Source organism: Nocardiopsis coralliicola (assembly GCF_054779695.1).
Map to the genome: position 1 here is coordinate 31,719 of NZ_BAAGXT010000014.1, position 26,326 is coordinate 58,044.

Annotated in this window: 23 protein-coding genes; 13 read left to right on the top strand and 10 right to left on the bottom strand. The window is 75.1% G+C overall.

What is annotated here, in order from left to right; genetic code table 11:
- Window positions 1–178 precede the first annotated feature (178 nt).
- The 8 genes from paaA to ACYVGT_RS12670 all read left to right on the top strand — a co-directional run bounded on the left by paaA (window position 179) and on the right by ACYVGT_RS12670 (window position 6,685).
- Entirely contained in the window at window positions 179–1,144 is a 966-nt protein-coding gene (gene paaA, locus ACYVGT_RS12635) for a 1,2-phenylacetyl-CoA epoxidase subunit PaaA (protein ID WP_460857472.1), read from the top strand.
- 37 nt (window positions 1,145–1,181) lie between these two features.
- Complete coding sequence (gene paaB, locus ACYVGT_RS12640; protein ID WP_460857474.1) at window positions 1,182–1,508, top strand: 1,2-phenylacetyl-CoA epoxidase subunit PaaB; 327 nt, start codon at window positions 1,182–1,184, stop codon at window positions 1,506–1,508.
- Entirely contained in the window at window positions 1,505–2,314 is an 810-nt protein-coding gene (paaC, locus tag ACYVGT_RS12645; RefSeq protein WP_460857476.1) for a 1,2-phenylacetyl-CoA epoxidase subunit PaaC, read from the top strand. Before paaB ends, paaC begins: the two co-directional genes overlap by 4 nt.
- A gap of 107 nt (window positions 2,315–2,421) precedes the next feature.
- Window positions 2,422–2,898: a 1,2-phenylacetyl-CoA epoxidase subunit PaaD gene (gene paaD, locus ACYVGT_RS12650; protein ID WP_460857655.1), complete on the top strand. Its 477-nt coding sequence runs from the start codon at window positions 2,422–2,424 to the stop codon at window positions 2,896–2,898.
- Between the two features lie 67 nt (window positions 2,899–2,965).
- Window positions 2,966–4,105 carry a 1,2-phenylacetyl-CoA epoxidase subunit PaaE gene (gene paaE, locus ACYVGT_RS12655; protein ID WP_460857479.1) on the top strand — a complete coding sequence of 380 codons (1,140 nt, stop codon included), beginning with the start codon at window positions 2,966–2,968 and terminating at the stop codon, window positions 4,103–4,105.
- 62 nt (window positions 4,106–4,167) lie between these two features.
- The gene (locus ACYVGT_RS12660) at window positions 4,168–4,638 is read left to right on the top strand and encodes a Uma2 family endonuclease (protein ID WP_460857481.1); all 471 of its coding nucleotides are present in this window, start codon (window positions 4,168–4,170) and stop codon (window positions 4,636–4,638) included.
- Between the two features lie 46 nt (window positions 4,639–4,684).
- Window positions 4,685–5,350, top strand: a complete 666-nt coding sequence (locus ACYVGT_RS12665) for a hypothetical protein (RefSeq protein WP_460857483.1) — start codon at window positions 4,685–4,687, stop codon at window positions 5,348–5,350.
- Between the two features lie 105 nt (window positions 5,351–5,455).
- Window positions 5,456–6,685 (top strand): AGE family epimerase/isomerase, encoded by a 1,230-nt coding sequence (locus tag ACYVGT_RS12670; protein ID WP_460857484.1) that lies wholly within the window; start codon window positions 5,456–5,458, stop codon window positions 6,683–6,685.
- A gap of 63 nt (window positions 6,686–6,748) precedes the next feature.
- Here ACYVGT_RS12670 and ACYVGT_RS12675 read toward each other — a convergent pair whose 3' ends face one another.
- From ACYVGT_RS12675 to ACYVGT_RS12685, 3 genes are all read right to left on the bottom strand, one after another.
- Window positions 6,749–7,129 carry a VOC family protein gene (locus ACYVGT_RS12675; protein ID WP_460857486.1) on the bottom strand — a complete coding sequence of 127 codons (381 nt, stop codon included), beginning with the start codon at window positions 7,127–7,129 and terminating at the stop codon, window positions 6,749–6,751.
- Window positions 7,130–7,886: 757 nt separating this feature from the next.
- Window positions 7,887–8,741: a siderophore-interacting protein gene (locus ACYVGT_RS12680; protein WP_460857488.1), complete on the bottom strand. Its 855-nt coding sequence runs from the start codon at window positions 8,739–8,741 to the stop codon at window positions 7,887–7,889.
- Between the two features lie 338 nt (window positions 8,742–9,079).
- Entirely contained in the window at window positions 9,080–10,033 is a 954-nt protein-coding gene (locus ACYVGT_RS12685) for a beta-ketoacyl-ACP synthase III (protein WP_460857491.1), read from the bottom strand.
- Window positions 10,034–10,568: 535 nt separating this feature from the next.
- Here ACYVGT_RS12685 and ACYVGT_RS12690 point away from each other — a divergent pair.
- The 3 genes from ACYVGT_RS12690 to ACYVGT_RS12700 all read left to right on the top strand — a co-directional run bounded on the left by ACYVGT_RS12690 (window position 10,569) and on the right by ACYVGT_RS12700 (window position 14,318).
- Window positions 10,569–11,576, top strand: coding sequence for a bifunctional helix-turn-helix transcriptional regulator/GNAT family N-acetyltransferase (locus ACYVGT_RS12690; RefSeq protein WP_460857494.1), 1,008 nt, complete (start codon window positions 10,569–10,571; stop codon window positions 11,574–11,576).
- A 387-nt stretch (window positions 11,577–11,963) separates the two neighbouring features.
- Window positions 11,964–13,019 (top strand): cation diffusion facilitator family transporter, encoded by a 1,056-nt coding sequence (locus tag ACYVGT_RS12695; protein WP_460857495.1) that lies wholly within the window; start codon window positions 11,964–11,966, stop codon window positions 13,017–13,019.
- A 408-nt stretch (window positions 13,020–13,427) separates the two neighbouring features.
- Entirely contained in the window at window positions 13,428–14,318 is an 891-nt protein-coding gene (locus ACYVGT_RS12700; protein ID WP_460857499.1) for a DMT family transporter, read from the top strand.
- On the opposite strand, the gene ACYVGT_RS12705 is transcribed toward ACYVGT_RS12700, so the two are convergent.
- Both ACYVGT_RS12705 and ACYVGT_RS12710 read right to left on the bottom strand, forming a co-directional pair.
- Window positions 14,285–15,514 (bottom strand): glycosyltransferase, encoded by a 1,230-nt coding sequence (locus ACYVGT_RS12705; protein WP_460857501.1) that lies wholly within the window; start codon window positions 15,512–15,514, stop codon window positions 14,285–14,287. The genes ACYVGT_RS12700 and ACYVGT_RS12705 overlap by 34 nt on opposite strands.
- Window positions 15,515–16,496: 982 nt before the next feature.
- Window positions 16,497–17,243: an SDR family oxidoreductase gene (locus ACYVGT_RS12710; RefSeq protein WP_460857503.1), complete on the bottom strand. Its 747-nt coding sequence runs from the start codon at window positions 17,241–17,243 to the stop codon at window positions 16,497–16,499.
- 49 nt (window positions 17,244–17,292) lie between these two features.
- Between ACYVGT_RS12710 and ACYVGT_RS12715 the strand changes: the two genes are divergently transcribed.
- A complete protein-coding gene (locus tag ACYVGT_RS12715) occupies window positions 17,293–18,267 on the top strand; it encodes an AraC family transcriptional regulator (RefSeq protein ID WP_460857506.1) in 975 nt (324 codons plus the stop codon).
- Between the two features lie 422 nt (window positions 18,268–18,689).
- On the opposite strand, the gene ACYVGT_RS12720 is transcribed toward ACYVGT_RS12715, so the two are convergent.
- From ACYVGT_RS12720 to ACYVGT_RS12740, 5 genes are all read right to left on the bottom strand, one after another.
- Window positions 18,690–20,630: a S1C family serine protease gene (locus ACYVGT_RS12720; RefSeq protein WP_460857509.1), complete on the bottom strand. Its 1,941-nt coding sequence runs from the start codon at window positions 20,628–20,630 to the stop codon at window positions 18,690–18,692.
- Window positions 20,631–20,903: 273 nt separating this feature from the next.
- Entirely contained in the window at window positions 20,904–21,800 is an 897-nt protein-coding gene (locus ACYVGT_RS12725) for a sulfurtransferase (RefSeq protein ID WP_460857514.1), read from the bottom strand.
- A gap of 35 nt (window positions 21,801–21,835) precedes the next feature.
- Window positions 21,836–22,372, bottom strand: coding sequence for a hypothetical protein (locus ACYVGT_RS12730; protein WP_460857516.1), 537 nt, complete (start codon window positions 22,370–22,372; stop codon window positions 21,836–21,838).
- The gene (locus tag ACYVGT_RS12735) at window positions 22,365–22,730 is read right to left on the bottom strand and encodes a hypothetical protein (protein ID WP_460857518.1); all 366 of its coding nucleotides are present in this window, start codon (window positions 22,728–22,730) and stop codon (window positions 22,365–22,367) included. Before ACYVGT_RS12735 ends, ACYVGT_RS12730 begins: the two co-directional genes overlap by 8 nt.
- A gap of 194 nt (window positions 22,731–22,924) precedes the next feature.
- Window positions 22,925–23,644, bottom strand: a complete 720-nt coding sequence (locus ACYVGT_RS12740; RefSeq protein WP_460857521.1) for an MIP/aquaporin family protein — start codon at window positions 23,642–23,644, stop codon at window positions 22,925–22,927.
- Between the two features lie 328 nt (window positions 23,645–23,972).
- Between ACYVGT_RS12740 and ACYVGT_RS12745 the strand changes: the two genes are divergently transcribed.
- A complete protein-coding gene (locus ACYVGT_RS12745; RefSeq protein ID WP_460857523.1) occupies window positions 23,973–26,186 on the top strand; it encodes a HelD family protein in 2,214 nt (737 codons plus the stop codon).
- The last annotated feature ends 140 nt before the right edge of the window (window positions 26,187–26,326 follow it).

Genomic DNA, 26,326 nt, shown 5'->3' on the forward strand with positions numbered 1-26,326 from the left:
GAAGGCCACCCGGGGCAGCGCTGTCAAGAGGGGCGGCTCCGGGGGGTGCGGGCTGCCCGGCGCCGCTGCGGCCGGTGCGCGGGGCGCAGGCATTGACCCGGTGCCCGGCCGCGCGTAGTTTCTGAATGAACGTTCAGTATTCGGTGCCGCCGTGCCCGCAGCCCCGGAGGGACCCGCGATGACGACCGCAGCGCCCGCCCCGCCGCCGGCCTCGGCGGCCGAATCCGACGAAGCCCGGTTCGATGCGCTCATCGCGGCCGACGAGCGCATCGAACCGCGCGACTGGATGCCCGAGCGGTACCGCAGGACCCTGATCCGCCAGATCGCCCAGCACGCCCACTCCGAGATCATCGGTATGCAGCCGGAGGGCAACTGGATCACCCGCGCACCGTCGCTGCAGCGCAAGTCCGTGCTCATCGCCAAGGTGCAGGACGAGGCCGGCCACGGCCTGTACCTGTACAGCGCGGCCGAAACCCTCGGAGCCGACCGGGACGAACTCCTCGACCTGCTGCACGCCGGCCGTCAGCGCTACTCCTCGATCTTCAACTACCCCACGCTGACCTGGGCCGACATCGGCGCCATCGGCTGGCTGGTGGACGGCGCCGCCATCACCAACCAGGTGCCGCTGTGCCGCTGCTCCTACGGGCCCTACGCGCGCGCCATGGTGCGCATCTGCAAGGAGGAGAGCTTCCACCAGCGGCAGGGCTTCGACATCCTGCACGTCCTCGCCCGCGGCACCGAGGCCCAGCGCAGCATGGCCCAGGACGCCGTCGACCGCTGGTACTGGCCCTCGGTGATGATGTTCGGCCCGCCCGACGCCGAGTCGCAGCACTCCGAGCAGTCCATGGCCTGGAAGATCAAGCGCTTCTCCAACGACGAGCTCCGCCAGCGCTTCATCGACATCGTCGTGCCCCAGGCGGAGGCGCTCGGGCTCACCCTGCCCGACCCCGGTCTGCGCTGGAACGCCCAACGCGGCCACTACGACTTCGGCGCACCCGACTGGGACGAGTTCACGCAGGTCCTGGAGGGGAATGGTCCCTGTAACCGGGAGCGGATCGAGCACCGCCGCACCGCGCACGCGGAGGGCGAGTGGGTGCGCGAAGCGGCCCGGGCGCACGCCGCGAAGCGCGCCGCACGCGGCTGACCCCGACCGGGCACCGCACCGAGCGAGGAGGACACCGATGGGCGACGGCGGTGGCGCCGCGAGCGCCGCGGACGGGCAGCGGGCCGGCGGGCAGCCGCTCTGGGAGGTCTTCGTGCGGGCCCGCCGCGGCCTGTCCCACGTGCACGTCGGCAGCCTGCGCGCCGCCGACGCCGAGCACGCGCTGCACAACGCGCGCGACCTTTACACCCGGCGGCAGGAGGGCGTCAGCCTCTGGGTGGTGCCGGCGTCCGCCATCAGCGCCTCGGCGCCCGGCGACAAGGGCCCGTTCTTCGACCCGGCCGAGGACAAGGTCTACCGGCACCCGACCTTCTACCCCGTGCCCGAAGGGGTGGAGCACCTGTGAGCGGCCACCGCGCCTCGCCGGAGGCCGAGCTGGACACCGCCACCGCGGCCTACGCGCTCCGGCTCGGCGACGACGCCCTGATCAGCGCCCAGCGGCTGGCCGAGCTCACCGCCCGCGGACCGCAGCTGGAGGAGGACGTCGCACTCGCCAACATCGCACTCGACCAGCTCGGCTGGGCGCGGCCGCTGCTCACCTACGCGGGCCGGCTGGAGGAGCAGCTGAGCGGTGTGCTGCGCACGGAGGACGACCTCGCGTTCCACCGGGACGAGCGCGCCTTCACCAACGTGCGCCTGGTGGAGCTGCCCAACACCGACTTCGCCCACACGGTGGCGCGCCAGCTCCTCTTCTCCGCCTACGCCGTGGAGCTGTTCTCGGCGCTGGCGGGATCGGCCGACACCACCCTCGCCGGGGTGGCCGGCAAGGGGGTCAAGGAGGCCGCCTACCACCGGGACCACGCCGCCGGCTGGACCATCCGGCTCGGCGACGGAACCGAAGAGAGCACGGCCCGGATGGCGGCCGCGCTGGAGGCGGTCTGGCCCTACGGCGGCGAGCTGTTCGCCTCCGACGCCGTCACGCGCACCGTCGCCGCCGCCGGTGTCGGTGCCGATCCGCCGGACCTGCACCCGGCGTGGGCGGCGTTCCTGGACGCCACCCTCACCGAGGCCGGCCTGGCGTGGCCCGACGCGGCCCCGATCACCGGGCCGGCCGGGCTCGGCGGCCGCCAGGGCCTGCACACCGAGCACTTCGGCCGCCTCCTCGCCGAGATGCAGCACATCCCGCGCTCCCACCCGGAGGCATCGTGGTGACCCCGCCAGGGCACGCGGCGGCCCGCCCGCCCGCAGGCCGCAGCGGCGGCCCGGACGAGCAGCCCGCGGCGGCCCCGCAGGGCGGACCCGCCGAGCAGGGCGGCCCGCTGCGGGAGGCCGAGCGCATCGCCGCCGGTGTCCCCGACCCGGAGCTGCCCATGCTCACCGTGGCGGACCTCGGCATCCTGCGCGGTGTGCGGCAGGAGGAGGGCCGCACCGTCGTCGAGATCACGCCCACCTACTCGGGCTGTCCGGCCGTCGAGGCCATCGCCGCCGACATCCGCGGCCGGCTCGCCGCACAGGGCCACCCCGGCGCCGAGGTGCGCACCGTGCTGGCACCGCCCTGGTCGACCGAGTGGATCACCGACGAAGGGCGGCGCAAGCTCGAAGCCGGCGGCATCGCCCCGCCGAGCGGAGCGGCACCGGTCTGCGGCGGCGCCGTACCGGTGCAGCTCTCCGTGCGCTGCCCGAACTGCGGGTCGCTCGCCACCCGCGAGCTCAGCCGCTTCGGGTCCACGGCCTGCAAGGCGCTGCGGGTCTGCAGCGACTGCCGGGAGCCGTTCGACCACATGAAGCCGTTCTGAGGCGGGAGCGCGCGGAGCAGCTCCGCCCGCGGGTACCCGGACCAGACCACCCCGGAGAGAGGCGAAGATGACCGCGACCCCCGACGAGCGCGTCCGGCCGCGGCGCCGCGGCGTGTTCCACCCGCTGGCGGTGGCATCCGTCGAGCCGCTCACCGGCGACGCCGTCGCCATCACCTTCGCGGTCCCGGCGGAGCTCGCCGAGGAGTTCCGCTTCGTGCACGGCCAGCACGTGACGGTGCGCCGGCCGGCCGGCGCGGGAGGCGGCGGAGGGGAGGCACCCGAGGCCGCCGGCTCGGCCGGCGAGGTGCGCCGCAACTACTCGGTCTGCTCGCGGGCGCCCGACGGGCCGCTGCGCATCGCGGTGAAGCGGCTGCCCGGCGGGGCCTTCTCCACCTGGGCCACCGAGGAGCTGCGCGCCGGCGACGTGCTCGACGTGATGCCGCCGCTGGGCCGGTTCACCGCCCCGCCGGCCGGCGGCACCGCCCGCCAGCACGTCGCGGTCGCCGCGGGCAGCGGAATCACGCCGGTCCTGTCGCTGGTCGCCACGGTGCTGCGGGACGAGCCGGAGAGCACCTTCGCCCTGGTGTACGCGAACCGCTCGGCCCGCGACGTCATGTTCGCCGAGGAGCTCGCCGACCTGAAGGACACCTACCCCGACCGGTTCCAACTGCTGCACGTGCTCAGCCGGGAGACCGGCGACGCGCCCCTCACCAGCGGCCGCATCGACGGCGGGAAGCGCGCCGAGCTGCTGGGCGCCACCGCGCCCGACCCGGCCGCGGCGCACTGGTACCTGTGCGGCCCCTACGAGCTGGTGCAGGAGTTCCGCACCGACCTCGCCGGCCGCGGCGTGCCCGCCGACCGGGTGCACTTCGAGCTCTTCCACGTCGAAGACGTCCCGCCGCCGCGCCGCGCCGGCGGCCCGCCGCCGGAGCCGTCCGGCCTCACCTTCACCCTCGACGGCCGCACCACCGAGGCCCCCGCCGACCCGGACGACCCGCTCCTCACCTCGGCCCTGCGCGCCCGCGCCGACGCCCCCTACGCCTGCCGCGGCGGCGTCTGCGGCACCTGCCGCGCCCTGCTGCGCGAGGGCACCGTCGACATGCCCCGCAACTTCGCCCTGGAGCCCGCCGAACTCGCCGCCGGCTACGTCCTCACCTGCCAGTCCCGCCCCACCAGCCCGCACGTGACGGTGGACTACGACGCGTGACGGCGGCGGGCGCGATCCGCCTGCGCCAGCCGTTCCTGAGGTCTAGCCTCTGAGGGTGACTGGTGGTGCAAGCTGCGCAGTCGTCATGGCACTCCACGGCGGTCGACCTGTTCAGCGCTCAGCTCCGGCAGCACGGCCGGCCCCGCTACCTGGCCCAGCACCAGATGGCGCTCGCACCCGGGCGGCGGCAGATGCCGGTGCCCGACGTTGTCACGGTTACTGTCGCCTCGTATCACCGGCTCGAACCGGACCGCTACTACTACGCCGAAGACGTGCTGCTCGCCGTCAAAGTGTCCGAACCCGAAACCCTGCTGCGGGACCGCCGCTGGAAGCCGCGGATCTACGCGGAGGCGGGAATCCCGCATTTCTGGCGGGTGGAGCGTTCCGCGGACGGCGGCGCTGCCGTCTACACCTTCGAACGCGAGCCCGCCACCGGGCAGTACGTCGCGGTGGGGATCCACCACGGCCGCTTGGCGGCTGCCGTGCCCTTCCCCATGGACTTCGGGATCGCCGCCGGCGACATCGCGCGCTGACCGCACCCGGCCGCATCACCGGTGCCGCCGCGGGTAGAGCCGCGCCATGAAACCACCATCCCCCTCTGAGTTCCACCGCCGGTGGGTGCGGATGCAGCTCCGGAGCCAGCAGCAGCCGCAGCGGGCCAGCGCTGCCGGTGCCGTCCTCGGCGGGGCGCTGTTCGCTGTGGCCATGGCCCTGGTCGCTGCGGCCGGGCCGGACCGGGCCGGCGGCCCGTGGTGGGTGCCCTGGGTGAGCGGGCTGGCCGGCGGTGTCTGCTTCGCCGCGGTGTCCTGGGCGGCGGCGCGGAGGCGGATCCGGCGGACCGCGCCCGGGCCGCTGCCGCCCGGCACCGGCCCCGACCGGGTGATCGCCGCGCGGCGGCTGCTCGCCCGCGGCGCGCGCTCCGATGACCCGGAGACGGACCGGGTCGTCGTGCACCTCGCGCGCCGGACAGCCTCCGGGGGCGGGCGCGCGCACTCGCCGACCGCGTTCGCTTGGTGGGGGAGCGGTGTGTTCGTGCTCGCTCTGGGCGCGAACCTGTGGGTGCTGCTGGCGACCGGCGACCCGGGGTGGATCCACTACGCCCCGCTCCCCGTGTTCGCGGTGCTCCTGGCGCTGATGCCCGCCGCGGTGCGCACGCTCCGGGACGTGCACCGCGTGGCCGAGGACGCGGCCGCTGAAGGGCCGGGGGCGGCGGAGGGCGGGAGCGCGGGCGACGGCGGCCGCTGACCGCTTCCATGTCGCGGGTTGTCTCCCGCGGCGCGGGCGGGCAGGCTCGTGCGGGTCGCGGCGGAGCGCCGCGGCGAGCGTGCGGACTGGATAGGCGGACAGCGGATGGACCGATGGGTGGACCGGGCCGGGCACCGGGCGTGGCTGCGGGCGGAGGAGTTCCGGCTGCTGGACTTCGGTACGGCGGCGGCACTGGACGGCGGCGGCTTCTGTGCCCTGGACGCGCGCGGGCGGCCCGCCGGCGCTACCGCGGAGACCTGGATCACCGGCCGCATGGCACACGTCTATTCGCTGGCGCACCTGCGCGGGGTGCCCGGAGCGGGGGTCCTCGCCGACCATGCTCTGGACGGCCTCCGCGGCGTCCTGCACGACGGCGAGCACGGCGGCTGGTACGCCGAGTCCGCCCCTGGCGGCGGCGTTCCGGCCGACAGCGCGAAGAGCGCCTACGTGACCGCGTTCGTGCTGCTCGGCTCGGCATCGGCAACCGCGGCGGGGCGGCCGGGAGCCCGCGACCTGCTGGCGGAGGCGCTCGCTACCGTCACCGAGCGGTTCATCGAGCCCGCGACGGGGCTGGCCCGGGAGAGCTGGGACCGCGCGTGGACGCAGGCCGAGGAGTACCGCGGTGCCAACGCCAACATGCATCTCGTCGAGGCGTTCCTCGCGGCCTCCGGCGCCATCGGCGACCCCTCCCTGGCCGAGCGGGCCCTGACCATCGCCGAATTCACCGTGCAGCGGGCCACCGCGGACAACGGGTGGCGGCTGCCCGAGCACTTCACCCCGGACTGGAGGGTCGACCCCGAGTACAACGCCGATCGGCCGCGGGACCGGTTCCGGCCCTACGGCACCACCGTCGGCCACTGGCTGGAATGGGCCCGGCTGCTCCTGGAACTGGACGAGGCACTGGGCGCCGGCGCGCCCGACTGGCTCCTCCCGGCGGCGCAGCGCCTCTTCGACCTCTCCGTGGAGCACGGCTGGGCGGTGGACGGCGCCGACGGGTTCATCTACACGCTCGACTGGAGTGACCGCCCAGTGGTCGCGGAGCGCATGCACTGGGTGGCGGCGGAGGCGGTGCTTGCTGCTGCGGCGCTGGGCCGCCGCACCGGTGAGCCGCGCTATGAGCACTGGTACCGGACCTGGTGGGACTACATCCGCCGGTATCTGGTCGACCGCGCGCACGGCAGCTGGCACCACGAGCTCGACGCGGAGAACCGCCCCTCCACCCGCGTCTGGGAGGGCAAGCCCGACCTCTACCACGCCTACCAGGCAGTCGTCCTGCCCACCCTCACCGGAGCGCCGGCCGCCGCCCACCTCCGCGACCACCCGGAAGAGAGTTGACCGGGGCGCAGGCCCACCCGCTCCGCCCGTCCCGACGGCGGGCGGAGCGCCGGCCGGCACGCCCTAGGTCTCGGACCAGGCGCCGAGCTCGTTGCCGCTGGGGTCGGCGAAGTGGAAGCGGCGGCCGCCGGGGAACGCGTAGGGGTCGTGGATGATGCGGCCGCCGGCGGCCACCACGGCGTCGACGGTCCGGTCCAGGTCCGCCGAGTAGAGCAGGACCAGCGGCCCGCCGCTCCGCCCGGCGCGCCCGCGTGCCAGCCCGCCCGCCTCAGGCCCGTCCGGCGCGCTGAAGCCGGCGTAGTCCGGTCCGTAGTCGGTGAAGTTCCAGCCGAACGCGGTGGCGTAGAAGCCCTTCGCCTCCTCCAGGTCGTGCACGGTGATCTCGACGTAGTCGATGGCATGGTGGCGGCTGGCCGCCCCGGTCGGCGGGTCGGAATCGCTCATGGTCCGATCATCCCCGCCCGCACCGACAGTGCGCACCCGAATCCGGGCAGCGATCCCGCCACCTGCCCACCCAGCGGAACCCGGCCCCCGCCGAACCCCGGCTGCCCCGCCTGCCCCACGGTCACCCCGCTGCGGCGCGCCCTCTCCCGCGGCTGGAGAGCGGTGCGGAGCCGCCCGCCCCACAGGCGCTGCGGTCGGGTTCTCCCGCCCCGCCACGGCTCGCTCCGCGGCCGGCAGGGCGACCAGCCGGCCGCTATCCGCGCGCACCGCGGATCCGCGACGGCGGAGGCAGGATCGGTCGGGGCCCGGCCCCTGGCCTGGAGGGGGCGCCCGCGGCACAGCCTTCCGCAGCGGGCCCCTGAGCGGCGCCGGTGCGCAGCAGCGCGGCCCGGTCCGTGGCGGAGACCGGGCCGCGGGGCGCGTAGTCCTCGGGCGTGTTGGGTGGGTGGCGTTCGTCGCGAGCGGTGTCGGCGGTGCACCCGTCGCAAGGCCGACGAATGAGTCAGGGCGGGTTTTCCCTGTCGATTGAGGAGAACGCTGCGAGGGGCGTGCCAGGGCGGTGCGCAGCAGGGTAGTTGTCCACCCGGTACGCCCGGGGCGTGTCGGGTGGATGGCGTTCGTCGCGAGCGGGGTCCTGGTGCACCCATCGCAAGGCCGACGAATGAGTCAGGGCGGGTTTTCCCTGTCGATTGAGGAGAACGCCGCGAGGGGCGTGCCAGGGCGCCGCGCAGCAGGACAGGTGCCCACCCGGCACGCCCTAGTGGGAGGTGCCGCGGCGCCAGTAGCCGCAGAAGTAGATGCGGTCCTTGGCGACGCCGCGGGAGACGAGGTGGCGGCGGAGCGACGTGGCGAGCGCGGACTCGCCGGAGACCCAGGCGTAGCAGGGCACGGTGGTGCGGTCGGCCAGGTGGGCCAGCGCGGCCGTGCCGGCCGGGGCCCCGGGGGCGGGGGCGAGGTGCACCCGCTCCACCTCCGGGCGGTCGGGGATCTCCGGTGCGCTGCCGGGGGCCGACTCCAGGATGGCCAGGGCCTCGACCCCGGCGGGCAGGGACTCCACGATCGCGGCGAGGGCGGGCTGGGCCGTCTCGTCGCCGACCAGCAGCAGCCGTTCGGCGGTGGGCGGCGGGGCGAACCCGGACCGGTCGCTGAGCACGCCGATGGTCGACCCCGGGGCGGCGGCCGCCGCCCACGACGAGGCCGGACCCGCGCTCGAAAGGTGCAGGACGAAGTCGATGTCGAGCTGGCAGCGCACCCGGTCCAGCGAGCGGACCGTGTAGTTGCGGACCACCGGGCGCTCCGCCTCGTCCCAGCTGAGCGCTTCCTTCCACCAGCCGATCGCGGACTCCGGCAGGCGCAGCCGTCCGTCGGTGCCGGGCAGCAGGAGCCGCACGAGGTGGTCGGGCGCGTGGTGGGCGAACCGCGCCGGGTCGCCGAACGACGGGTGGGTGAGGGTGACGCGCACCATGTGCGGCGCGACCATGCGGGTGCGGACGACCTCCGCCTCGAAGGCGGGGGCCGCGGGCAGCGCCGCGGGATCGGGGAGGGGAGTGCTCCATCCCGCGCGGGGGGTGTGTGCCCCCTTCGGCGGTGCGGTCGCCGTCTGCGCGGGCATGCGCCTCACTCCTCAAAGCGTGCGGAAAACGGGCACCCGATGGGGTTTCGGGCACCGCGGCCACGTCCTAAGGTAAGGCTTACTTTAGCGATCGCGCAATCGGGTGCGGCGGAAAATCATCCGGCGGTCCGATTCCGCCCGCCCTCGGCGGACACGGCGGCGGGGCGGGCGGGCAGGTCAGTCCGGGTGAGCGGGGGCGGGCGCCGCGGTACTGGTGGCGCGGCCCGTGCGGCGGGTGCCCGCGCAGTGCGGCAGCCGGGCCGGAGTCGCCTCCGGCCCGGTGCCGCTTCCCCTTCCCTCTGGCCTTTCCCGGCGGGCAGGGCCGCGCCGGCCGCCGCCTACGGGCAGCGGATGATCTGCCCGGCGTACGACAGATTGCCGCCGAAGCCGAACAGCAGGGCCGGCGTGCCGCTCTCCACCTCGCCGCGCTCCAGCAGCTTCGAGAGTGCGAGCGGGATGCTGGCCGCCGAGGTGTTGCCGGACTCGACGATGTCGCGGGCGATGACGGCGTTCACCGCACCGAGCGACCGGGCGATCGAGTCGATGATGCGCAGGTTGGCCTGGTGCAGGACCACGGCGCCGAGCTCCTCCGGGGCCACACCCGAGCGCTCGCACACCTCGCGCGCCAGCGCCGGCAGCCGGGTGGTGGTCCACCGGTAGACCGCCTGGCCCTCCTGCACGAACCGGGTGGGCGTGCCGCCGATCCGGATCGCGCTGCCCAGTTCGGGGAACGACCCCCACAACACCGGGCCGATGCCGGGCGCGGCGGGGTCGGCGGCCGGGTCGGCCTCGATGACGGCGGCCCCCGCGCCGTCGCCCACCAGGACGGACGTGGAGCGTTCGGCCCACTCCACGACGTCGGTCATCGCGTCCGAGCCGATCACCAGCGCCGTGCGGGCGGCACCGGCCCGGACCGCGTGGTCCGCCGTGGCCAGCGCGTGCGGGAACCCGGAGCAGACCACGTTGACGTCGAGTACCGCGGGGGAGGGCGCCCCGATCCGGGCGGCGACGCGCGCCGCCATCGAGGGGCTGCGGTCGCGGGCCGTTGACGTGGCGACGACGACCATGTCCACGTCGGTCGGTTCGCGGCCCGAACCGGCCAGGGCTTTCGCTGCGGCGTGCGCCGCCATCTCGTCGACGGTCTCCCCGTCGGCGGCCACGTGGCGGGTGCGGATGCCGACGCGGGTCCGGATCCATTCGTCGGAGGTGTCGGTGAGCCGGGCGACGTCGTCGTTGGTCAGCACAGTGCTGGGTTGGTAGTGGCCCAGAGCGAGCACTCGTGACCCGCGCATCGGCATTCCCCCGCTCCTCAGGCCCGTTCGGCCCCGTCAGTTTCAGCGTTACTGGCGAGTCGCACAAGCTGGGACGGATGCGGCACCCCGCGCGCGGATATCCCTGCAGCTCAGAGCGGTCGAAACCGGGATCGGACCGGGTGGCCCGGTGAAGGCTCCGCGCGGTCGGTTCCGTGGCGCTCCGCCGCTGGCCGGCGACGCAGCGCAGCGCTCCGCACCTGCGGTTCGGTGCGCGGCGCGCGGACGGAGGGGCCGGCGCTGGGGCGCGACCCCGCACCCGCCGGCGGGGGCCGCGCCGGCGTCCTCCCCAAGGGCCGACGAGGGGAAGAGCGCCTCCGGGCCGCACACGCCCGGACGCCGAGCCGCGCGACGGCTCCGCGCCAGCCTAGACCGCGGCCGCCGTCCGGGGAACGGCCCTCGGCGCCGCGCCTGCCGGCCGCGGCTCAGCGCTCGGGGACCGCGCCTCTTGCCATCCGCGGCCTCCCGGGAGATGCTGAAAGAACTTGACTCTGTCAACGAATCCATTGAGGCCGTCATGGAAAACCCTGCGAATGCCGACGCGCCCCGCGCCGCGCGACCGGGCACTGAAGCCGCGCCGGAGGGCGGCGCAGAACCGGCCGGCGCCGCTCCCGTGCACCCCGGCGAGGTGGCCCGCTTCCGGTCGTTCAGCCGGGTCTTCACCCGCGCGGCTGGAGCGGTCCGGCCCACCTACCTGGATTCGCCCTGGTCGCTGAGTGAAGTCCGCACCTTCTACGAACTCCTGCACCGCGGCCGCACCCAGACCGCCGACCTGCGCCGCGCCCTGGACATCGACGCGGGCCAGCTCAGCCGCGTCCTCGCCCAGCTGGAAGCCGACCACCTGGTGGCCCGCGCCCCGGCGCCCGGCGACCGGCGGCGCAGCACCGTCGAACTCACCCCGGCGGGCGCCCGCGCAGCCGCCCTCATGGAGGCCCGCGCCGACTCCCAGGTGGGGGAGCTGCTGTCCCGGCTGTCCGCCGCGGACCGGGACCGCCTCAGCACCGCCCTGGACACCGCGGGGCGCGTGCTCGACCCGCCGGCGGCGCCCGCGGTGGTGCTGCGCCCGCCGGGCAGCGGCGACATCGGCTGGATCGTCCAGCGGCACGGCGAGCTCTACGCCCGCGAATACGGCTGGAACACCGAGTACGAGGCGCTGGTGGCACGTATCGCCGCCGACTTCGCCGAGCGCGCCGGCGGCCGCACCGAGGCCGGCTGGATCGCCGAGGTGGACGGCGAGCGGGCCGGCAGCATCGCCTGCACCCGCGCCGCAGCGGACACCGCCCAGCTCCGGCTGCTCCTGGTCGAGCCGTGGGCGCGCGGCCGCGGCGTCGGCGGCCGCCTCGTCGACGCCTGCCTGGAGTTCGCCCGCGGCGCCGGCTACCGGCGCATCACCCTGTGGACCCAGTCCACGCTCACCGCCGCCCGCGCCCTCTATACCCGCGCCGGCTTCACCCGCACCGCAGAAGAGCCGCACCGCAGCTTCGGCCACGACCTCGTCGCCGAGACCTGGGACCGCGAACTCTGAGCCGGCCGCTCCCTGCGCCGCCCGGGGGCGGGCGCCCTGCCCGGCCCCCGCGCGCCGCGCCAGGACAGCCGCCGGTGCGCGCCCAGGGCGCCGCGCAGCAAGGCAGGTGACCACTCGACACGCCCTAGGTCTCCCCTGACCTGCACAAGCGCTCCGCGACACGCCCCGTTCAGTACCGGGCGCACCGGATGAATCCGGGCACCATGGTCGGAGCCGGGCAGGGGAGGTGCGGATGGACGGGGTTCCGGCGCCACGGCGCGCGCGGGACGGATCCGCTCCGGGGCGTGTCCAGTGGCGAACCGTCCCACTGCGCGCCGCGGCACGCCCCGCGCGGCGTGATCCTCAGGCCGGGAGCGGAACCCGCCCGACCCCCTCGCCGGCCTCGCGATGAACGCGCCGGGGCGCCGCCCGCGACGGACGCGGTCCAGTGGACACACCCTCGTCACCATCGTTTTCGCGCTCGCCGCCAACCTCGGTGTGGGTGTGCTCAAGCTGATCGCCGGCCTCGTCACCGGCTCCGCGGCCATGCTCTCCGAGGCGGCGCACTCCGTCGGCGACACCGTCACCGAGATCCTGCTGCTCACCGCGCATGCCCGCGCCGGCCGCCCCGCCGATCGGCGCCACCCCTTCGGCTACGGCAAGGAGGGCTACTTCTGGGCGCTCTTCGCCGCGATCGGCATCTTCGCCTCCGGTGCCATGTTCTCGCTGTACGAGGGCGCGCGGACCATCGCCGAAGGGCAGAGCGCCGAGCAGACCGCGCCCTGGCTCGCCTACACCGTGCTGGCACTGGCCGCCTGCCTGGAGGGCACGTCGTGGGTGCAGTCCGTGCGCACCCTGCGCAGCGAGGCGCGCGCGCAGGGCCGCGGCGCTCTCGACTACCTGCGGCGGCCGGAGAGCCCCGCCATCACCACCGTCGTGCTGGAGGACAGCGCCGCACTGACCGGCCTCGCACTGGCCGCTGCCGGTGTCAGCCTGCACCACGCCACCGGCTCCGGCGTGTGGGACGGCCTCGCCTCCGTCCTCATCGGCATACTCCTGGTCGCGGTCGCCTACCAGCTGGCGCGCACCAACAAGGAGCTCCTCGTCGGCCAGCAGGCGCACAGCACCCTGGTCCGCGGCATCCGCGAGCTGCTGGAGGGCCGGACCGAGGTCACCGGCGTCGTCGACCTGCTGACCATGGTCGTCGGTGTCGACCGGGTCCTGCTGTGCGTGCGCATCGACTTCGACGACCGGCTCGGCGCCGCCGAACTCGAGCGCACCTGCGTCACTCTCGGCGCCACCCTGCGCGCCGAGTTCCCCGCGCTCGACGAGATCTTCCTGGAGCCCGTCCCCCGCGGCGACCCCGACGTCCTCGCCCGCGTCCGGGCCCGCTACGGCCGCGCCTTCTCCGACCCCGGCGGCCCCGGCGGCCCGTCCGCCCCCGGCGCCGGCCCCGCGCAGTGACGACCGGCCGCCGGGCTGAGCGGCCCGCCCGGCCCTGCCGGCTCCACCGCCCCGGTCGCAGCCGGCGCCGCCCCGCGGCCGTCCCGCCCGTGCCGCCGCTGCCGACGCCGCTCCCGCCGGGCACGGCGGCGAACAGCGCGCAGGCCTGTGCGCTGACACTTCGGCACCGGCCGAGCGCGGCGGGATGTCTCGAACGCGCGCCACCTGGAGTACCCTCGTGGAGCCCTCCCCCCGACCGCGTCCCCCGCCTCCGGCGCCGTCCGCGCGCCGGTCTGCACTCCGCCGCTGCGGCGGATGTGCACCCGAGGGTGCCGACGCGCCGGAGCGGTGCGTCCCGACGGATATACGGATATTCCGACAGCGCACTGCGACGCCCCGCCCCCGGGTGTCAAGAAGGGCGGTCGTTCAATGCTCGTGTGGGCCGTGGCCGCGGCCATCGCCGGTGCCCTGGCGGTCGCCGCAGGCGCCGCCTTCCAGGAGCGGGCGGTCACCGCCGCGCCGCTCAACGGCGTCGGCCAGCTGCAACTGCTCAAGGCCGTGGCGCGGCGCCCGATGTGGGTGCTGGGCACGTCGATGACGGTGGCGGGCATCCTGGCGCACATGTGGGCGCTCAGCCACGCGCCGCTCGTCGTCATCCAGCCGATCGGGATCAGCGGACTTCTGTTCGCGGTGATGCTGTCGGCGTTCTTCCGCCGCAGGCGCCTGACCACCGCCCAGGTCACCGGATCGCTCGCGGTCACCGTCGCGCTGGCCGGCCTGCTGTCCACGATCCCCGGGTCCGGCGGGCCGCGCCCCGACTCCGGCGAGCTGACCGGAATCGGTCTGCTCGCGGGCTGCTCGATGCTGGTCTGCACCGCGCTGGGCCGTGCCGTGTCCGGCGCCGCCCGCGCCTGCTCACTGGCTCTGGCCAGCGGCGTCGCCTATGCGGCGGCGTCGGCGTTCGGCCGCGTCGTCGGCAGCACCATGTTCGGAGCGGCCGGCGACCCGTGGGCGCTGCTGCAGCCGCTCACCGCGATCGCGCTCGCCATCGGGCTCGCCGGCGGGCTGATCATGCAGAACGCCTACCGGGCCGGGCACTTCGCGCTCGCCTACGCGACGCTGCTGATCAGCGATCCGATCGCCGCGACCGTCATCGGCGTCGCCTTTTTCGGCGAGGCGCTGCCGACTGAGCCCATCGCGGCGGTGGTGGCCGTCGGGGCCGCCCTGCTCGGCGCGGCCGGCGTGATCACGCTGGCCCGCTCGTCCCGCTCGGACGGGGCGGTCCGTCAGGGCTCCGCGGCACCGGCGCCGTCCCGGTAGGCCCGCCGGTAGATCTCCTCGAACCTGCTCAGCGACCGCTCGTGGTCGTGCTCGGACGCAGCGGCGCGCCCCGCGGCCCCCAGGGCCGCCCGCTGCGCCGAGTCGCCGAGCAGCGCGCCGAGGCGGCGGGCCAGCAGGTCGGGGCGGCCGGGCGGGTAGAGGTAGCCGGTGCTGCCCGGCCGAACCAGGTGCGGCAGTGCCATGGCGTCGGCGGCGACCACCGGAAGACCGCTCGCCATCGCCTCCAGCGTGGCGATCGACTGCAGCTCGGCGGTGCCGGCGATCGCGAACACGTCGGCCGCGCGATACACCAGCGGCAGATCCGCGTCGGGCACGAACCCGAGGAACCGCACCCGTCCGGCCGCGCCCAGCTCGCGGGCGCGCCGCTCGATCCGGGCGCGGTGCGCACCGGTCCCGGCCAGCACCAGCACCGCGTGCTCCAAGCCGTGCTGGGCGAGTGCCGCGACCAGCTCCTCGACCCGCTTCTCCTCGTCGAGCCGGCCCACGAAGGCGGCGGTGGGCCGGTCCGGCAGCTGCAGCCGGGCGCGTGCCGCGGCCCGCTCCCCGTCCCTGGGCGGGCGGAAGCGGCCCAGGTCGATGCCGCAGGACACCGCCTCCACCGGCCGGCCGAACCCCTGGGCGGCCATCAGCCCGGCGGCGATCGGAGTGGGCGCGGTGACGTGGTCGGCGCCGGCCAGCGTGCGCCCGAGGTCGGCCCAGGCGGCCTGCGCCACCGGAGCGCGCAGCGGGCGCGGCACCCCCACGTAGTCGAACAGGTTTTCCGGCATGAAGTGGTTGGTGGCGATGACGGCCGTGCCGCTGCGGCGGGCCGCGCCCAGCAGCAGCCGGCCGATGAGGAAGTGGTTCTGCACGTGGACCGCGTGCGGCCGCAGCCGGCGCAGCAGCCGGTCGAGGTGGCCCGGTGCTCCGGGCGGCAGCGCCAGGCGCACCGTGGGGTGCGCGATCGACGTCAGGGAGCGCAGCCGGTGCTCGACGACGCCGGCCGGCGTGCGCACGACGGCCGGCGCGCCGGTGGGCGAGGGGGCGGCGACGTGGACGTCGTAGCCGCGCGCGGCGAGGCCGTCGGCGAGCCGGGCGGTGAAGTAGGACGCACCGTTCACGTCCGGCGGGTAGGTGTCGCTGCCGATGAGGATGCGGAGTCGGGGCGCGGTGTCCTGGGGGTCGCGGGCGTCCAAAATGGCCTCCGGGGGCGGGACGCGGACGGCGGGTGCGCTTCGGGCGGCAGAGCGCTGCCACGGTGCCGTGGCCCCGGCACAGTACTGCGGCCGGCGGGTGCTGCGCCGGGCCTTGCGCGAGGTGACACTGACCGTTCACCGGCCGGATCCGCCCCGGCAGCGCCCTCGTCCGGACCGCGGCGGCGCCAGGACCAGCGGTGCGGCCGGCCCGAGGGGCTGCCGCACCGCGGAAAGGGCGGGTCCGCGGCGCCGCCTTCCGGCCGGGTGCGGCCAACCGGAAGCGCCCGGCCGGTGCTATCCGCATTCGGTCGGAATCCTGCGGAGAATTGCGCCCCCCGGAACGGAGGCGGCTGAATGCGGATGTATCCGGGTGGGGAATGTGAGACGGTGCGGGCGGCGGATGCGGACGAGGAAGGAATCCGCACGCCGCCGCCCCGGGCGCCCCGCCGGCGGGGCGGCCGCGCCGTGGCGGGAGCATGCGCCCGTCAGGGGGTGAACGGCGGAGGGTGCAGCGGAGTTCCCGCCCCGCAGCGGCTTCGCACGCTTCTGCTGCGCCGGAGAATTGCGGGGCATTCCGGTGCCGCGCCGCCTCACCCGCCCCGGGTGCGGGGTGACCGCATGATTTCTGCGTCCGGGGACCGCGGAACCGGGGGATGCTTCCGGGCGGTTGCCGGAAATGCGCACTGCGGATTATCCGCAGAATCACCCCCGTACTCGCCGAGGGAGATTCCCCGCGGGCCGATGCGCCTTTTCCCGCGCAGTTTGCGGCTCTGCAGGGCCGGTTCCGCAGGGGCTGCCGCGAACCGAGCCGGCCGTTGAAGCCGGCGGGGCCGCTGAGGCCGCGCCCGGGAGAAACGAGGCCCCCGGGCAGCCGTTGGCGCGCTCGCCCAGCCCTTGAGGTGTCCCGAGGCCTCCGGGCGGTTGCACCCGCGATGAAGAACTCGGAATGAACTGACAGCGCCGGACCTGGCAGAGGCCCTGTTCACCAGGGTGCGGGACCGTCGATGTCGAAGAAGCTGCCGGTGGGCCCGTCGGCGGGAAGCATGGCGGCGCGCACGGCGACCCTGGCTCCCTCGGAGGGATGCTGGCCGGAGGGGTCGGAGTTCATGTCGGTCCGGTTGACGCCCGGGCAGACCGAGTTGACCTTGACCGGTGTGTCTGCGAGTTCGGCGGCGAGCCAACCGGTGAGGCTGTTCAGGGCGGTCTTGGAGACCGGATAGGCGAAGATGGGGAAGGCCTTCTGGGTGGTCCTCTGGATGCTCTCGGGATCGGTCAGCGGACTCAGGGAGGCCATCTTGGTGCTGACGTTGACGATGCGGCCCTCGGGCGACTTCTCGACCAGGGGCAGGAAGGCCTGGGTGACCCGCAGCGGGCCGAACAAGTTGACTTCGAGGTCATCGCGGACCGTCTCGAGGGCAACGGAGCTGGGTGGCCCCTCGCCTTCGACCTGAGCGGTGGCGGCGTTGTTGACCAGTACGTCGAGGGAGTCGTGCGCCGCCCCGATCTCGGCCGCGGCGGAGCGGACGGAGTTCTCGTCGGTGACGTCGAGTGCGACGACGCGCACCGCGCCGTGGGCAGAGAGTTCCTCGGCTGCGGCGCGTCCCCGGTTGCGGTCGCGCGAACCGATCCAGACGGAATACCCGGCCTCTGCCAGCTGCCGGGCTGTCTCCAGGCCGATGCCCTTGTTGGCGCCCGTGACCAGGGCCGTTCGCTTCGCGGTGGTGTTCATGCAGTCAAGCATGCTTGACGCCGAAAGTATCTTCCATAATGTTTAGTCCGTGAATCTTTACGGACCGTCCAGGCGGGTCGGTGCCGCCGCCGGTGACCCGATTGCGGATGCGGCCGGCCTCCTGCGTCCGCGCAGCTTCCACCATGGCGGCCTCAGGGGCACGGGTCCGTGGGCGGTGCGCTTCGAGCCGTTCCCGCACGTCCAGATCGGCGTGGTCGCGATCGGCCAGTGCTGGCTGGCCATCGAGGGCCGCGAGCCGGTGCTGCTGCGCCAGGGAGACTTCTACCTGCTGGGCGACCCCCCGTCCTACGCGCTGGCCAGCGGGCTGGGGGCCGAACCGCGAGCCGCGGCCTCGCTCGACCTGGCCGGAGCACAGGTGGTGACCGTGGCGGACGACGGCGGAGCCGAGACGTACGTGTGCCGGGCCCACTTCGCCTTCGACGATGCCGACGCGTCCGTTGTGGTCGACGCCCTTCCCCGCCTGGTCCACGTCCGCGCGACCGACCCGCAGGGCGAACTGCTCGGATATCTGAGCCAACTGCTCGTGAGCGAGTTCGCGGCCAACCGCCCCGGCAGCTCGCTGGTCCTCGACCATCTGGCTCAGATTCTGTTCGTGCACATGCTGCGCGCGCACGCGAACCGGACGGAGCGTCCCGTCGGCTGGCTGGGAGCGCTCACCGACGACCGCATCGGCGTGGCGATGCGCGCCATGCACGCCGATGTGTCACGGCGTTGGTCGCTCGCCGAACTTGCCCGGCTGGCCAACATGTCCCGTTCCGCATTCGCCGCCTCCTTCAAGCAGCGGGTGGGCCGGCCGCCGCTGGAGTACTTGATCGAGTGGCGGATGAGCCTGGCCCGCGACGCCCTGCTCCGCGGCTCGTCGTCCATATCCGAGCTTGCCGCGGCGACCGGGTATGAGTCCGAAAGCGCCTTCAGTACCGCGTTCCGCCGAGTCGTCGGCTCCTCCCCGCGGCAGTTCCGAGAGCAGGCCCGCCGCGACGGAGCGGCCCTCGCAGCGCGCTAGGGCGCGGTGGAACACCGGACGTTTTGCGGAGCCGTGCCGGCTGCGGTGCTGCCCGTCCGGGCATCAGGGTGCCCCGCGGAAGGCCGATGGCCTGTCCGGAACCACCCGTGCCACCGCGCACCGCTGGTCTCCGGCCTGGACCGAGAGGGCCTGTGGCCCGCGATCCACCGCACGATGCCGGATGAGCGGGGCAGGCGCGCCCTGCTGGACCGGTCCCGCGCATGGTCGACTGCCGGTCGATCCGCGCCAGGAGAGGGGAGAGCACGGGCCGGGCCCGGCCCCAGCCGCCCCGGCCCGCGAACAGCGCACAGCGGAGGCCGGACCCGTACGGGCCCGGCCTCCGGGTGGTGCCCGCGGGCCGACTGGTCGGGGCCGCGGTGGGCGGGTGGCGCGCAGCAGGACGGGTGCCCACCCGATACGCCCTAGTCGCCGATGCTGTCGAGGGACTGCTCGGAGAGGGTGACCTCGCTTTCCTGCTCCTTGCCGTCGCGCTCGTAGCCGATGGCGACCGTGTCGCCGGGGCGGTGCGAGCGGATCTTTGCGATGAGGTCGTCCGGGCCTTCGACCTTGGCGCCCTCGAGGGTGGTGATGACGTCGTCGTCCTTCAGCCCGGCCTCGGCCGCGGCGCCGTCCTTGCCGGCTTCGACGATGCGCACCCCGGTGCTGCCCTCAACGCCGGACACCGTCGCGTCGATCGCCGCATACGACGACGTGCCCGACTCGATGAGCTGCTCCGCGATCGGCTTGGCCTGGTTGGCCGGGATGGCGAAGCCGAGCCCGATGGAGCCCGCCTCGCCCTGGCCGGAGCTGGTGCCCGCGATCGCGGTGTTCACGCCGATGACCTCGCCGTTCATGTTGATCAGCGGGCCGCCCGAGTTGCCCGGGTTGATCGGGGCGTCGGTCTGGATCGCGCTGATCACCGTCGACGTCTGGGTCTGCGGCTCGCCCTGCTGACCGCCGCCGCCACCGCCACCGCCGCCGCCCTGACCGCCGAACGGGTCCTGCGGCTGCTGCTCGCCCTCGGCGTTGCCGGTGTTGACCGGACGGTCGACTGCGCTGACCACGCCCGAGGTGACGGTGCCGGACAGGCCCAGCGGCGAGCCGATGGCGACGACGTCCGCGCCCACCTCGACCTTGTCGGAGTTGCCGAGGGTGGCCGGCGTCAGGTCGCTGACCCCGCTGGCCTCGATCACCGCCAGGTCGGACACCGGATCCGTGCCGAGGATCTTCGCCTCGGCCTCGGTCCCGTCGTTGAACTGGACGGCGACCGTGTCGCCCTCGGCCCCCGCGACGACGTGGGCGTTGGTGAGGATCTGCCCGTTCGAGCTGATCACCACCCCGCTGCCGCCGGCTCCGCCGGAGTCGATGGACACCACGCTCGGCAGCACCTTCTCGGCGACCTTGCTGACGCTGCCGGTGGAGACCGACTCCGCCTGCCCGCCGTCGGCGAGGGAGCTGATCGGGGACGACCCGCCGGCCAGGGCGCTGGTCGCGACCGCCGCGGCCGGGCCGACGATGAGGCTGGTCACCAGGGCGGTGACGGCCGCGATCGCGATCGTGCCGGAGCGGGAGCGCTTCGGGCCCCCGCCGTCTCCCGGCGGTGCTGCGCCGGGCGGGCCCCAGGGCGGCGGCGGGCCGGCCGGGCCGAACCCGCCCTGCTCGAACTGCGCGGGTCCGGGGCCGAAGGGGCCGGGGCTGTAGCCGCCGCCCGGGTGGCCTGGAGGCGGAGTGTGGCCGGGGTGCGCGTGCGCTCCGGACGGCGGACCGCTCCACGCCTGCTCGTGCTGGGGAGTGCCCGTACCGGGCGGGCCCGGGGCGGCGAAGACTCCCGTGCTGGCTGCGGCGCCCGGCTGCGGCGCCCCCGAGCCGCCGCCCGGAACAGTGGCTCCCCACGGCGGGGGAGCGCCCGGACCACCGGGCCCGCCCTGCGGGTGCGCCCCCGCGGCACCCGCGCCAGGCTGCTGCTCCTCGGCCGGGAAACCCGCACCGGTGCCCGGATGGGCCGGGCCCGCCGCTGCCGCGCCCGTCTCCGGGGCGGGCTCCGCGGCGGAGGGTGCGGGGCCGGTTCCCTCGGGGCCGCTGGGGGCAGGCGCGCTGTCCCCGGACGCCTCTGCTTCAGGCGCCGGGCCGGCCGCCTGCTCCCCGGCGTGCCCGTCATCGGCGGACGCCGCTGCCCCGGCCGGCTGCGGCGGCCCGGACTCGGCCTCGGAAACGTCTGGCCCGGAGAGGCCGGCGCCGCCGGGCGCCGCCCCAGCGGACTCCGCCGGGACCGCCCCTTCGGCGTGCGGCGCCCCCTCGGGCGCGGTCGGCTCGGGGTGCTCCCCGGCGCGCCCGCTGCGGTCGCTACCGTCCGTCGCGCTCATCGTGTCCCTCCGGTCTCTGTACCTTCCTCCATCGATTATGCGACGACAGGGTTAGATTCCGGTGAGACGCCGGATAGGCGTGGTTTCGAGGGGCCTTCGGCGCGCCGCGCTCATTGCGGAACGAAGGTGACGAACAATGGTGAACGCGGCACCCTGCCGCATAGACCACCGCGTGGCCGCTCACCGACCCACGGTCCCGAGGCCACGCGGTGCAGACCTGCAGCACATCCGCCCGGCTGGACGAGCGGGCCCGCGGCGGACGCAGCCGCCCCGTCAGACGGCCCGGCCCCGCCCGTCGCCCGTTTCGGCGGGCAGCTCCGGGTCGGCGCCCCACGCGCTCCACGAGCCGGGGTAGAGCCGGGCGCCGGTGTAGCCCGCGCGTTCCAGGGCGAGCAGGTCGTGGCAGGCCGTCACCCCGGAGCCGCAGTAGGCCGCGACCGTGCCGGCGGTGTCGGCGCCCAGGGCCGCGAACCGCTCGCGCAGTGCGGCGGGTGCCAGGAAGCGCCCGTCGGCGTCCAGGTTGCCCTGCCAGGGCGCGCCGGAGGCGCCCGGAACATGGCCGGGCCGCGGGTCGACCGGGGCGGGCTCCGCGCCGGTGAAGCGGCCATCGGCGCGCGCGTCCAGCAGCAGCGGTGCACCCGCACCGCCCGCGCTGCGCGCGTCCGATTCGGCGCGCAGCCGGGCGGTGTCGGTGAACCGCTCCGCGGGCCAGGGCTGCGGGGTGCGGGCCCGCAGCGGCGCGGCCGCGTCCCCGGTCTCCAGCGCGCCGGTCCAGGCGGCCAGCCCGCCGTCGAGGACGGCCGCCGGTGAGCCGAGGACGCGCAGCAGCCACACCAGGCGGGCCGCAGTGGAGCCGCCTGCGTCGTCGTAGGCGATCACGGCGGTGTCGTCGCCGATGCCCAGCCGGCCCAGCGCAGCCGCGAATGCCTCGGGGTCGGGCAGCGGGTGCCGCCCGCCGTCCGCGGTTGCGGGCGCGGCCAGGTCGGTGTCGATGTCGGCCCAGACGGCTCCGGGGATGTGCCCGGCCCGGTAGGCGTCGCGGCCGGACCGGCCGTCGAGGTACCAGCGCACGTCGACGACTGCGGTGTCCAGGGGATGTTCGGCCAGCCTCCGCTCCAGGTCGCCGACTGCGGCGACGGGCGGGAGGGCGAGGTCGGTCTGCTCGGTCATGCCGAAAACCCTAGAACCCCGCGGGGGCGGGCGCGTCAGAGGTCGGCCGAACCGCCTGCTGCTTCGGCGGCGCGCTCCCCGTCGAGCTGCCGGACCCGGCGCAGCCAGAGCAGCCCCAGCACGGGCAGCACCAGCGGGATGAAGAGGTAGCCGCTGCCGTAGAACGACCAGACCGTGTCGTCCGGGAACGCCGCGGGGTCGGCCACGCTGAGCGTGCCCACGATGAGCACGCCGGCCAGCTCCACCGCGCAGGAGGCGAAGGCGACCCGGTGCGAGGTGCGGTCGGAGCGCGCGATGCCCACGGTGGCGACGATGTAGACGATTCCGGCAGCCAGGGAGAGCAGGTAGGCCAGCGGCGCCTCGTCGAACCGGCCGACGATCTGGACGGTGGCCCGCGCTGTCGCGGCGAGGGCGAACACGGCGTAGACCGCCACCAGGACGCGGCCGGGCCCGCTCCGGCTCGAGTGGCCGGCGCCGCCCGGGGCGCCCGCGCTGCGGCCGGCCAGCCGGTCCAGCGCCGACCCGCGCCCGGCGCCGCCGGATGCGGAGCCGCCGGCGGTGCGGTCAGACATGCGGTCCGCTCCAGACCTGCTCGAGCCGCACCATGAGTACGGGGAGGATGAAGCACGCGAAGGCCATCACCGCCGGCCCCCACCTGCTGCGCTCCATGAAGCCCCAGGTGGCGCAGGCCGGCGGCAGCAGCACCACGGTGGCGAGGTAGCCGATGAAGGTGGGGAGCTCCTCGGGGCGCGCGCCGCCGATGAGCTGGGTGATGGAGACGGCCCCCTGGGCGAGGGTGAGCAGCCACAGCACGCCCATGCCGATGAGGTGCGGCACCATCATGGCGCGGCCGCGGAACGCCTGGATCAGGCACCAGACGGCCATCGCCAGCGACGCCGCCTCGATCACGGTGGTCAACCAGGCGACCAAGTCCCGCTCCCCGTTCATCGCTGTCCGCCCGGCCGGCCGCGCAGCCGCGGCGGATCCGGACACATCCGTGCACTACAGACTGTAGTACGGCGCGGAGGATGCCCCGCACGCACCTCGGCCCAGACGCGCCCCGGCCCCGCACGCAGCGCGTGCGGGGCCGGGGCGCAGGGCTGCGGTCGCCGACCGCACCGCGGTCAGACCATGCCGTGCACTGCTGCTCCGAGGGAGCCGCCGGCGAGTCCGCCGAGCAGCGGGCCGACGACCGGCACCCAGGCGTAGCTCCAGTCCGACGTGCCCTTGCCGCGGATCGGGAGCAGCTGGTGGATGATGCGCGGGCCGAGGTCGCGGGCCGGGTTGATGGCGTACCCGGTGGGCCCGCCGAGGCTGAGGCCGATGCCGACCACGGTGAACGCGACGATCAGGACGCCCACGCCGGAGAGCGCGAGCTGGTCGTTCTGCCCGGTGGCGACCACCAGGAACAGCAGCGCGAACGTGCCGACGAACTCCGTCACCGTGTTGTAGACCGGGTTCCGGACCTCCGGCTCCGTGGAGAAGATGCTGAGGAAGGGCCCGTCCGACTCGCGGAACTGCAGTATGTAGGTGAGCCAGACGACGACCGCGCCGGTCATCGCCCCCAGCATCTGGGCGACGATGTAGATCGGGGCCGTGGCCCAGTCGCCGGTGGACGCCGCCAGGCCGACCGTCACGGCCGGGTTGAGGTGTCCGCCGGACAGCGGCAGGGCGAAATACGCGCCCACCATGACGCCGAAGCCCCAGCCGAAGGCAATGGCGACCCAGCCGGCCCCCTTGGCCTTGGACTTGTTGAGATTGAGCGCGGCGCAGACGCCGCCGCCGAAGAGGACCAGCAGCGCTGTTCCGAAAAACTCGCCCGCGAAGATGGTCGTGGGTGTCACCGTCGCCTCCGTTCGAAAGCCGGAAATATCCGACCGATACCCCTCCGCGGCGCGGAAACCTGGATGCGGAGGGCGTCGTTCTTCCATTGTTATCCAGGTCACTCTGCGCCCTGGAAACCGGGGATGCCGCGGCGGTTCGCTGACCGAATCCGGTCCCTGCATCCTGCCCCGCGGTGCGCATTCCGCTCTTGTCGCGCAGCACGTTCCGGCGTAAAGTCTTTCTTTTGCTGCGGCGGATCTCCACCGACGCGCTGAGGATCGGAACGAACCGGGGCAGTCCCGGGGCGGGACCCACGCTCCGCCGCCCGGACCGATCCAGAGGTGTCCCGTGACCGAATCCTCTCCTGCCGTGCCCGCTGCTCCGCCGGACAGCACCGCATCCCCGGAACTGCGGGCGGAGCGCGCCCGCCTCGCCGCGGCGCGGGAGGCGCTGCGCGCGATGCGCGAGGACGTCCTCGCCACCGAGACGCCCGAAGTGTTCGGCGACTGGGTCTCGACGCAGGTGCTGCGCCAGGCGCGGGAGATGCGCGCCGAGGCCCTCGCCGACCTGCCGGACGCCCCGCTGTTCTTCGGCCGCCTCGATTTCGCCCCCGGCACCGTCTACGGCGACGCGGACCCCGGCCCCGGCGCGGGCGGCGGCGCTCCCGTATCCGGCGCCGAGCCGCGCGCCGACCGCGTGCACATCGGCCGCCGCCACGTGCACGACCAGGACGGCCGCGCGCTGGTGCTGGACTGGCGTGCGCCGCTGTCCGCGGCCTTCTACCGGGCCACCCCCGAGGACCCGATGGCGGTGGCGGCGCGCCGCCGCTACGGCTTCGGCGCGGGCGGGGTCCTCACCGCGTTCGAGGACGAGGACCTCGTCGGCGGTGCTGCCGGCCTCGCAGCCGGGGCCGGACCGGACGCCGGCGCGGGCGGGCTGCTCGCCGCCGAGATCGAGCGGCCGCGGACCGGCCCGATGCGCGACATCGTCGCCACCATCCAGCCCGAGCAGGACTCGCTGGTGCGCGCCCCGCTGGAGTCGACGCTCTGCGTGCAGGGTGCGCCCGGCACCGGTAAGACCGCGGTCGGCCTGCACCGCGTCGCCTACCTGCTCTATACCGAGCGCAAGCGCCTCGCCCGCTCGGGCGTCGCGATCGTCGGGCCGAACCGGTCCTTTCTCTCCTACATCAGCAATGTGCTGCCCGCGCTCGGCGAGGTCGACGTCGGCCAGACCACGCTGCCGGACCTGATCGGCCTGGTCGACACGGGCCCGGCGGCCAGCCCGGAGGCGGAGCGCATCAAGGGCGACGCCCGGATGGCCGAGGTGATCCGGCGCGACCTGTGGTCGCTGCCGCGCGCCCCCGAGGAGGCCGTCGTGGTGCAGCGCGGCTCCCGCCGCTGGCGCGTCCACCCCGAGGAGCTGGCCGAGCTCGCGGCGGAGCTGCGCGAGCGCGGCATCGCCTACGGGTCGGGCCGCTCTCTACTGGAGCACCGGATCGCGCACGTGGTGCTGAGCCGGATGGAAGCCGCGGGGGAGGCGTGCGACGACCGCACGCACGACCAGGTGCGGCGCACCAGGGAGGTCCGCTCCGCCGTCACCGCGATGTGGCCGAAGGCCGACCCGGTGCGGCTGGTGCTCGGACTGCTCACCGACCCGGACCGGTTGGCGCGCGCCGCCGGCGGCCTGCTCGACCCGGCAGAGCAGGCGGCGGTCCGGATGCCCGGGCGCCCCCGCGGTCCGCGCAGCGCCCGCTGGACGCCGGCCGATCTGGCGCTGATCGACGAGGCCGCCTGCCTGATCGCGCGGCCGTCCGGCCTGGGCCACGTGGTGCTGGACGAGGCGCAGGACCTCGCGCCGATGCAGCTGCGCGCCCTGGGCCGGCGGGTGCGCAGCGGCTCGCTGACGATCCTCGGCGACATCGCGCAGGGCACCGCGCCGGCGGCGGCCGCCGACTGGCCGACCCTCCTGCACCACCTGGGCAAGGAGGACGCCCGCCTCAGCGTGCTCGACCGGGGCTACCGGGTGCCGGCCCAGATCATCGACTTCGCGGCCCGCCTGCTCCCCGGCATCGCCCCCGGCCTGGCCGCCCCGGTCGCCGTGCGCCGCGCCCCGGGCGCGCTCCGCATCGACCGCGCAGCCCCCGCCGCAGCAGGAGAAGCCGATAGCGCGCTGGCCGGCGCCGTCGCCGCAGCCTGCAGGGAGGCGCTGTCGGGCGAGGGGTCGGTGGCCCTCATCGCGGCCGACGGCGACCTTCCCGCGCTGCTCCCCGCCGCGGCTGCGGCCGCGCGGGACGCCGGCGCGGCCGAGCCGGGCCTGCTCGCCGACGATCCCGCGGCCCTGGAATCCCACCGCCTCGTGTGCGTCCCGGCGTCACTGGCCAAGGGCCTGGAGTTCGACACGGTCGTGGTGGCCGAACCGGCCGCCATCGCCGCTGCCGAGCCCCGCGGCCTGCACCGCCTCTACGTGGTGCTCACCCGCGCCGTCTCCCGCCTGCATGTCGTCCACCAGGCCCCGCTTCCGGGCCCGCTGCAGGAGCACGGTGCAGCGGCACCCGGCCAGTAGCGCACGGTGCCCCGGATCGGCGCACCGGGCGCGCGGATTCCCGCTGCGCGCCCTACCCCGCCTATCGCCCCTGGTGCCCTGCCGGGAGACGGCTGACTCCGCGTCGCGGGCCGGGCGCCGGCGGCGCTGTCGACGCGGAC

Excerpts from the sequence above, each read along its gene's own strand:
- paaA (WP_460857472.1), top strand. The coding sequence starts at position 179 with ATGACGACCGCAGCGCCCGCCCCGCCGCCGGCCTCGGCGGCCGAATCC.
- ACYVGT_RS12685 (WP_460857491.1), bottom strand. The coding sequence starts at position 10,033 with ATGCGCGGGTCACGAGTGCTCGCTCTGGGCCACTACCAACCCAGCACT.
- ACYVGT_RS12665 (WP_460857483.1), top strand. The coding sequence starts at position 4,685 with ATGAAACCACCATCCCCCTCTGAGTTCCACCGCCGGTGGGTGCGGATG.
- ACYVGT_RS12670 (WP_460857484.1), top strand. The coding sequence starts at position 5,456 with ATGGACCGATGGGTGGACCGGGCCGGGCACCGGGCGTGGCTGCGGGCG.
- ACYVGT_RS12675 (WP_460857486.1), bottom strand. The coding sequence starts at position 7,129 with ATGAGCGATTCCGACCCGCCGACCGGGGCGGCCAGCCGCCACCATGCC.
- ACYVGT_RS12720 (WP_460857509.1), bottom strand. The coding sequence starts at position 20,630 with ATGAGCGCGACGGACGGTAGCGACCGCAGCGGGCGCGCCGGGGAGCAC.
- ACYVGT_RS12680 (WP_460857488.1), bottom strand. The coding sequence starts at position 8,741 with ATGCCCGCGCAGACGGCGACCGCACCGCCGAAGGGGGCACACACCCCC.
- ACYVGT_RS12730 (WP_460857516.1), bottom strand. The coding sequence starts at position 22,372 with ATGTCTGACCGCACCGCCGGCGGCTCCGCATCCGGCGGCGCCGGGCGC.
- paaB (WP_460857474.1), top strand. The coding sequence starts at position 1,182 with ATGGGCGACGGCGGTGGCGCCGCGAGCGCCGCGGACGGGCAGCGGGCC.
- ACYVGT_RS12690 (WP_460857494.1), top strand. The coding sequence starts at position 10,569 with ATGGAAAACCCTGCGAATGCCGACGCGCCCCGCGCCGCGCGACCGGGC.
- paaE (WP_460857479.1), top strand. The coding sequence starts at position 2,966 with ATGACCGCGACCCCCGACGAGCGCGTCCGGCCGCGGCGCCGCGGCGTG.
- ACYVGT_RS12710 (WP_460857503.1), bottom strand. The coding sequence starts at position 17,243 with ATGAACACCACCGCGAAGCGAACGGCCCTGGTCACGGGCGCCAACAAG.
- ACYVGT_RS12695 (WP_460857495.1), top strand. The coding sequence starts at position 11,964 with ATGAACGCGCCGGGGCGCCGCCCGCGACGGACGCGGTCCAGTGGACAC.
- ACYVGT_RS12700 (WP_460857499.1), top strand. The coding sequence starts at position 13,428 with ATGCTCGTGTGGGCCGTGGCCGCGGCCATCGCCGGTGCCCTGGCGGTC.
- ACYVGT_RS12725 (WP_460857514.1), bottom strand. The coding sequence starts at position 21,800 with ATGACCGAGCAGACCGACCTCGCCCTCCCGCCCGTCGCCGCAGTCGGC.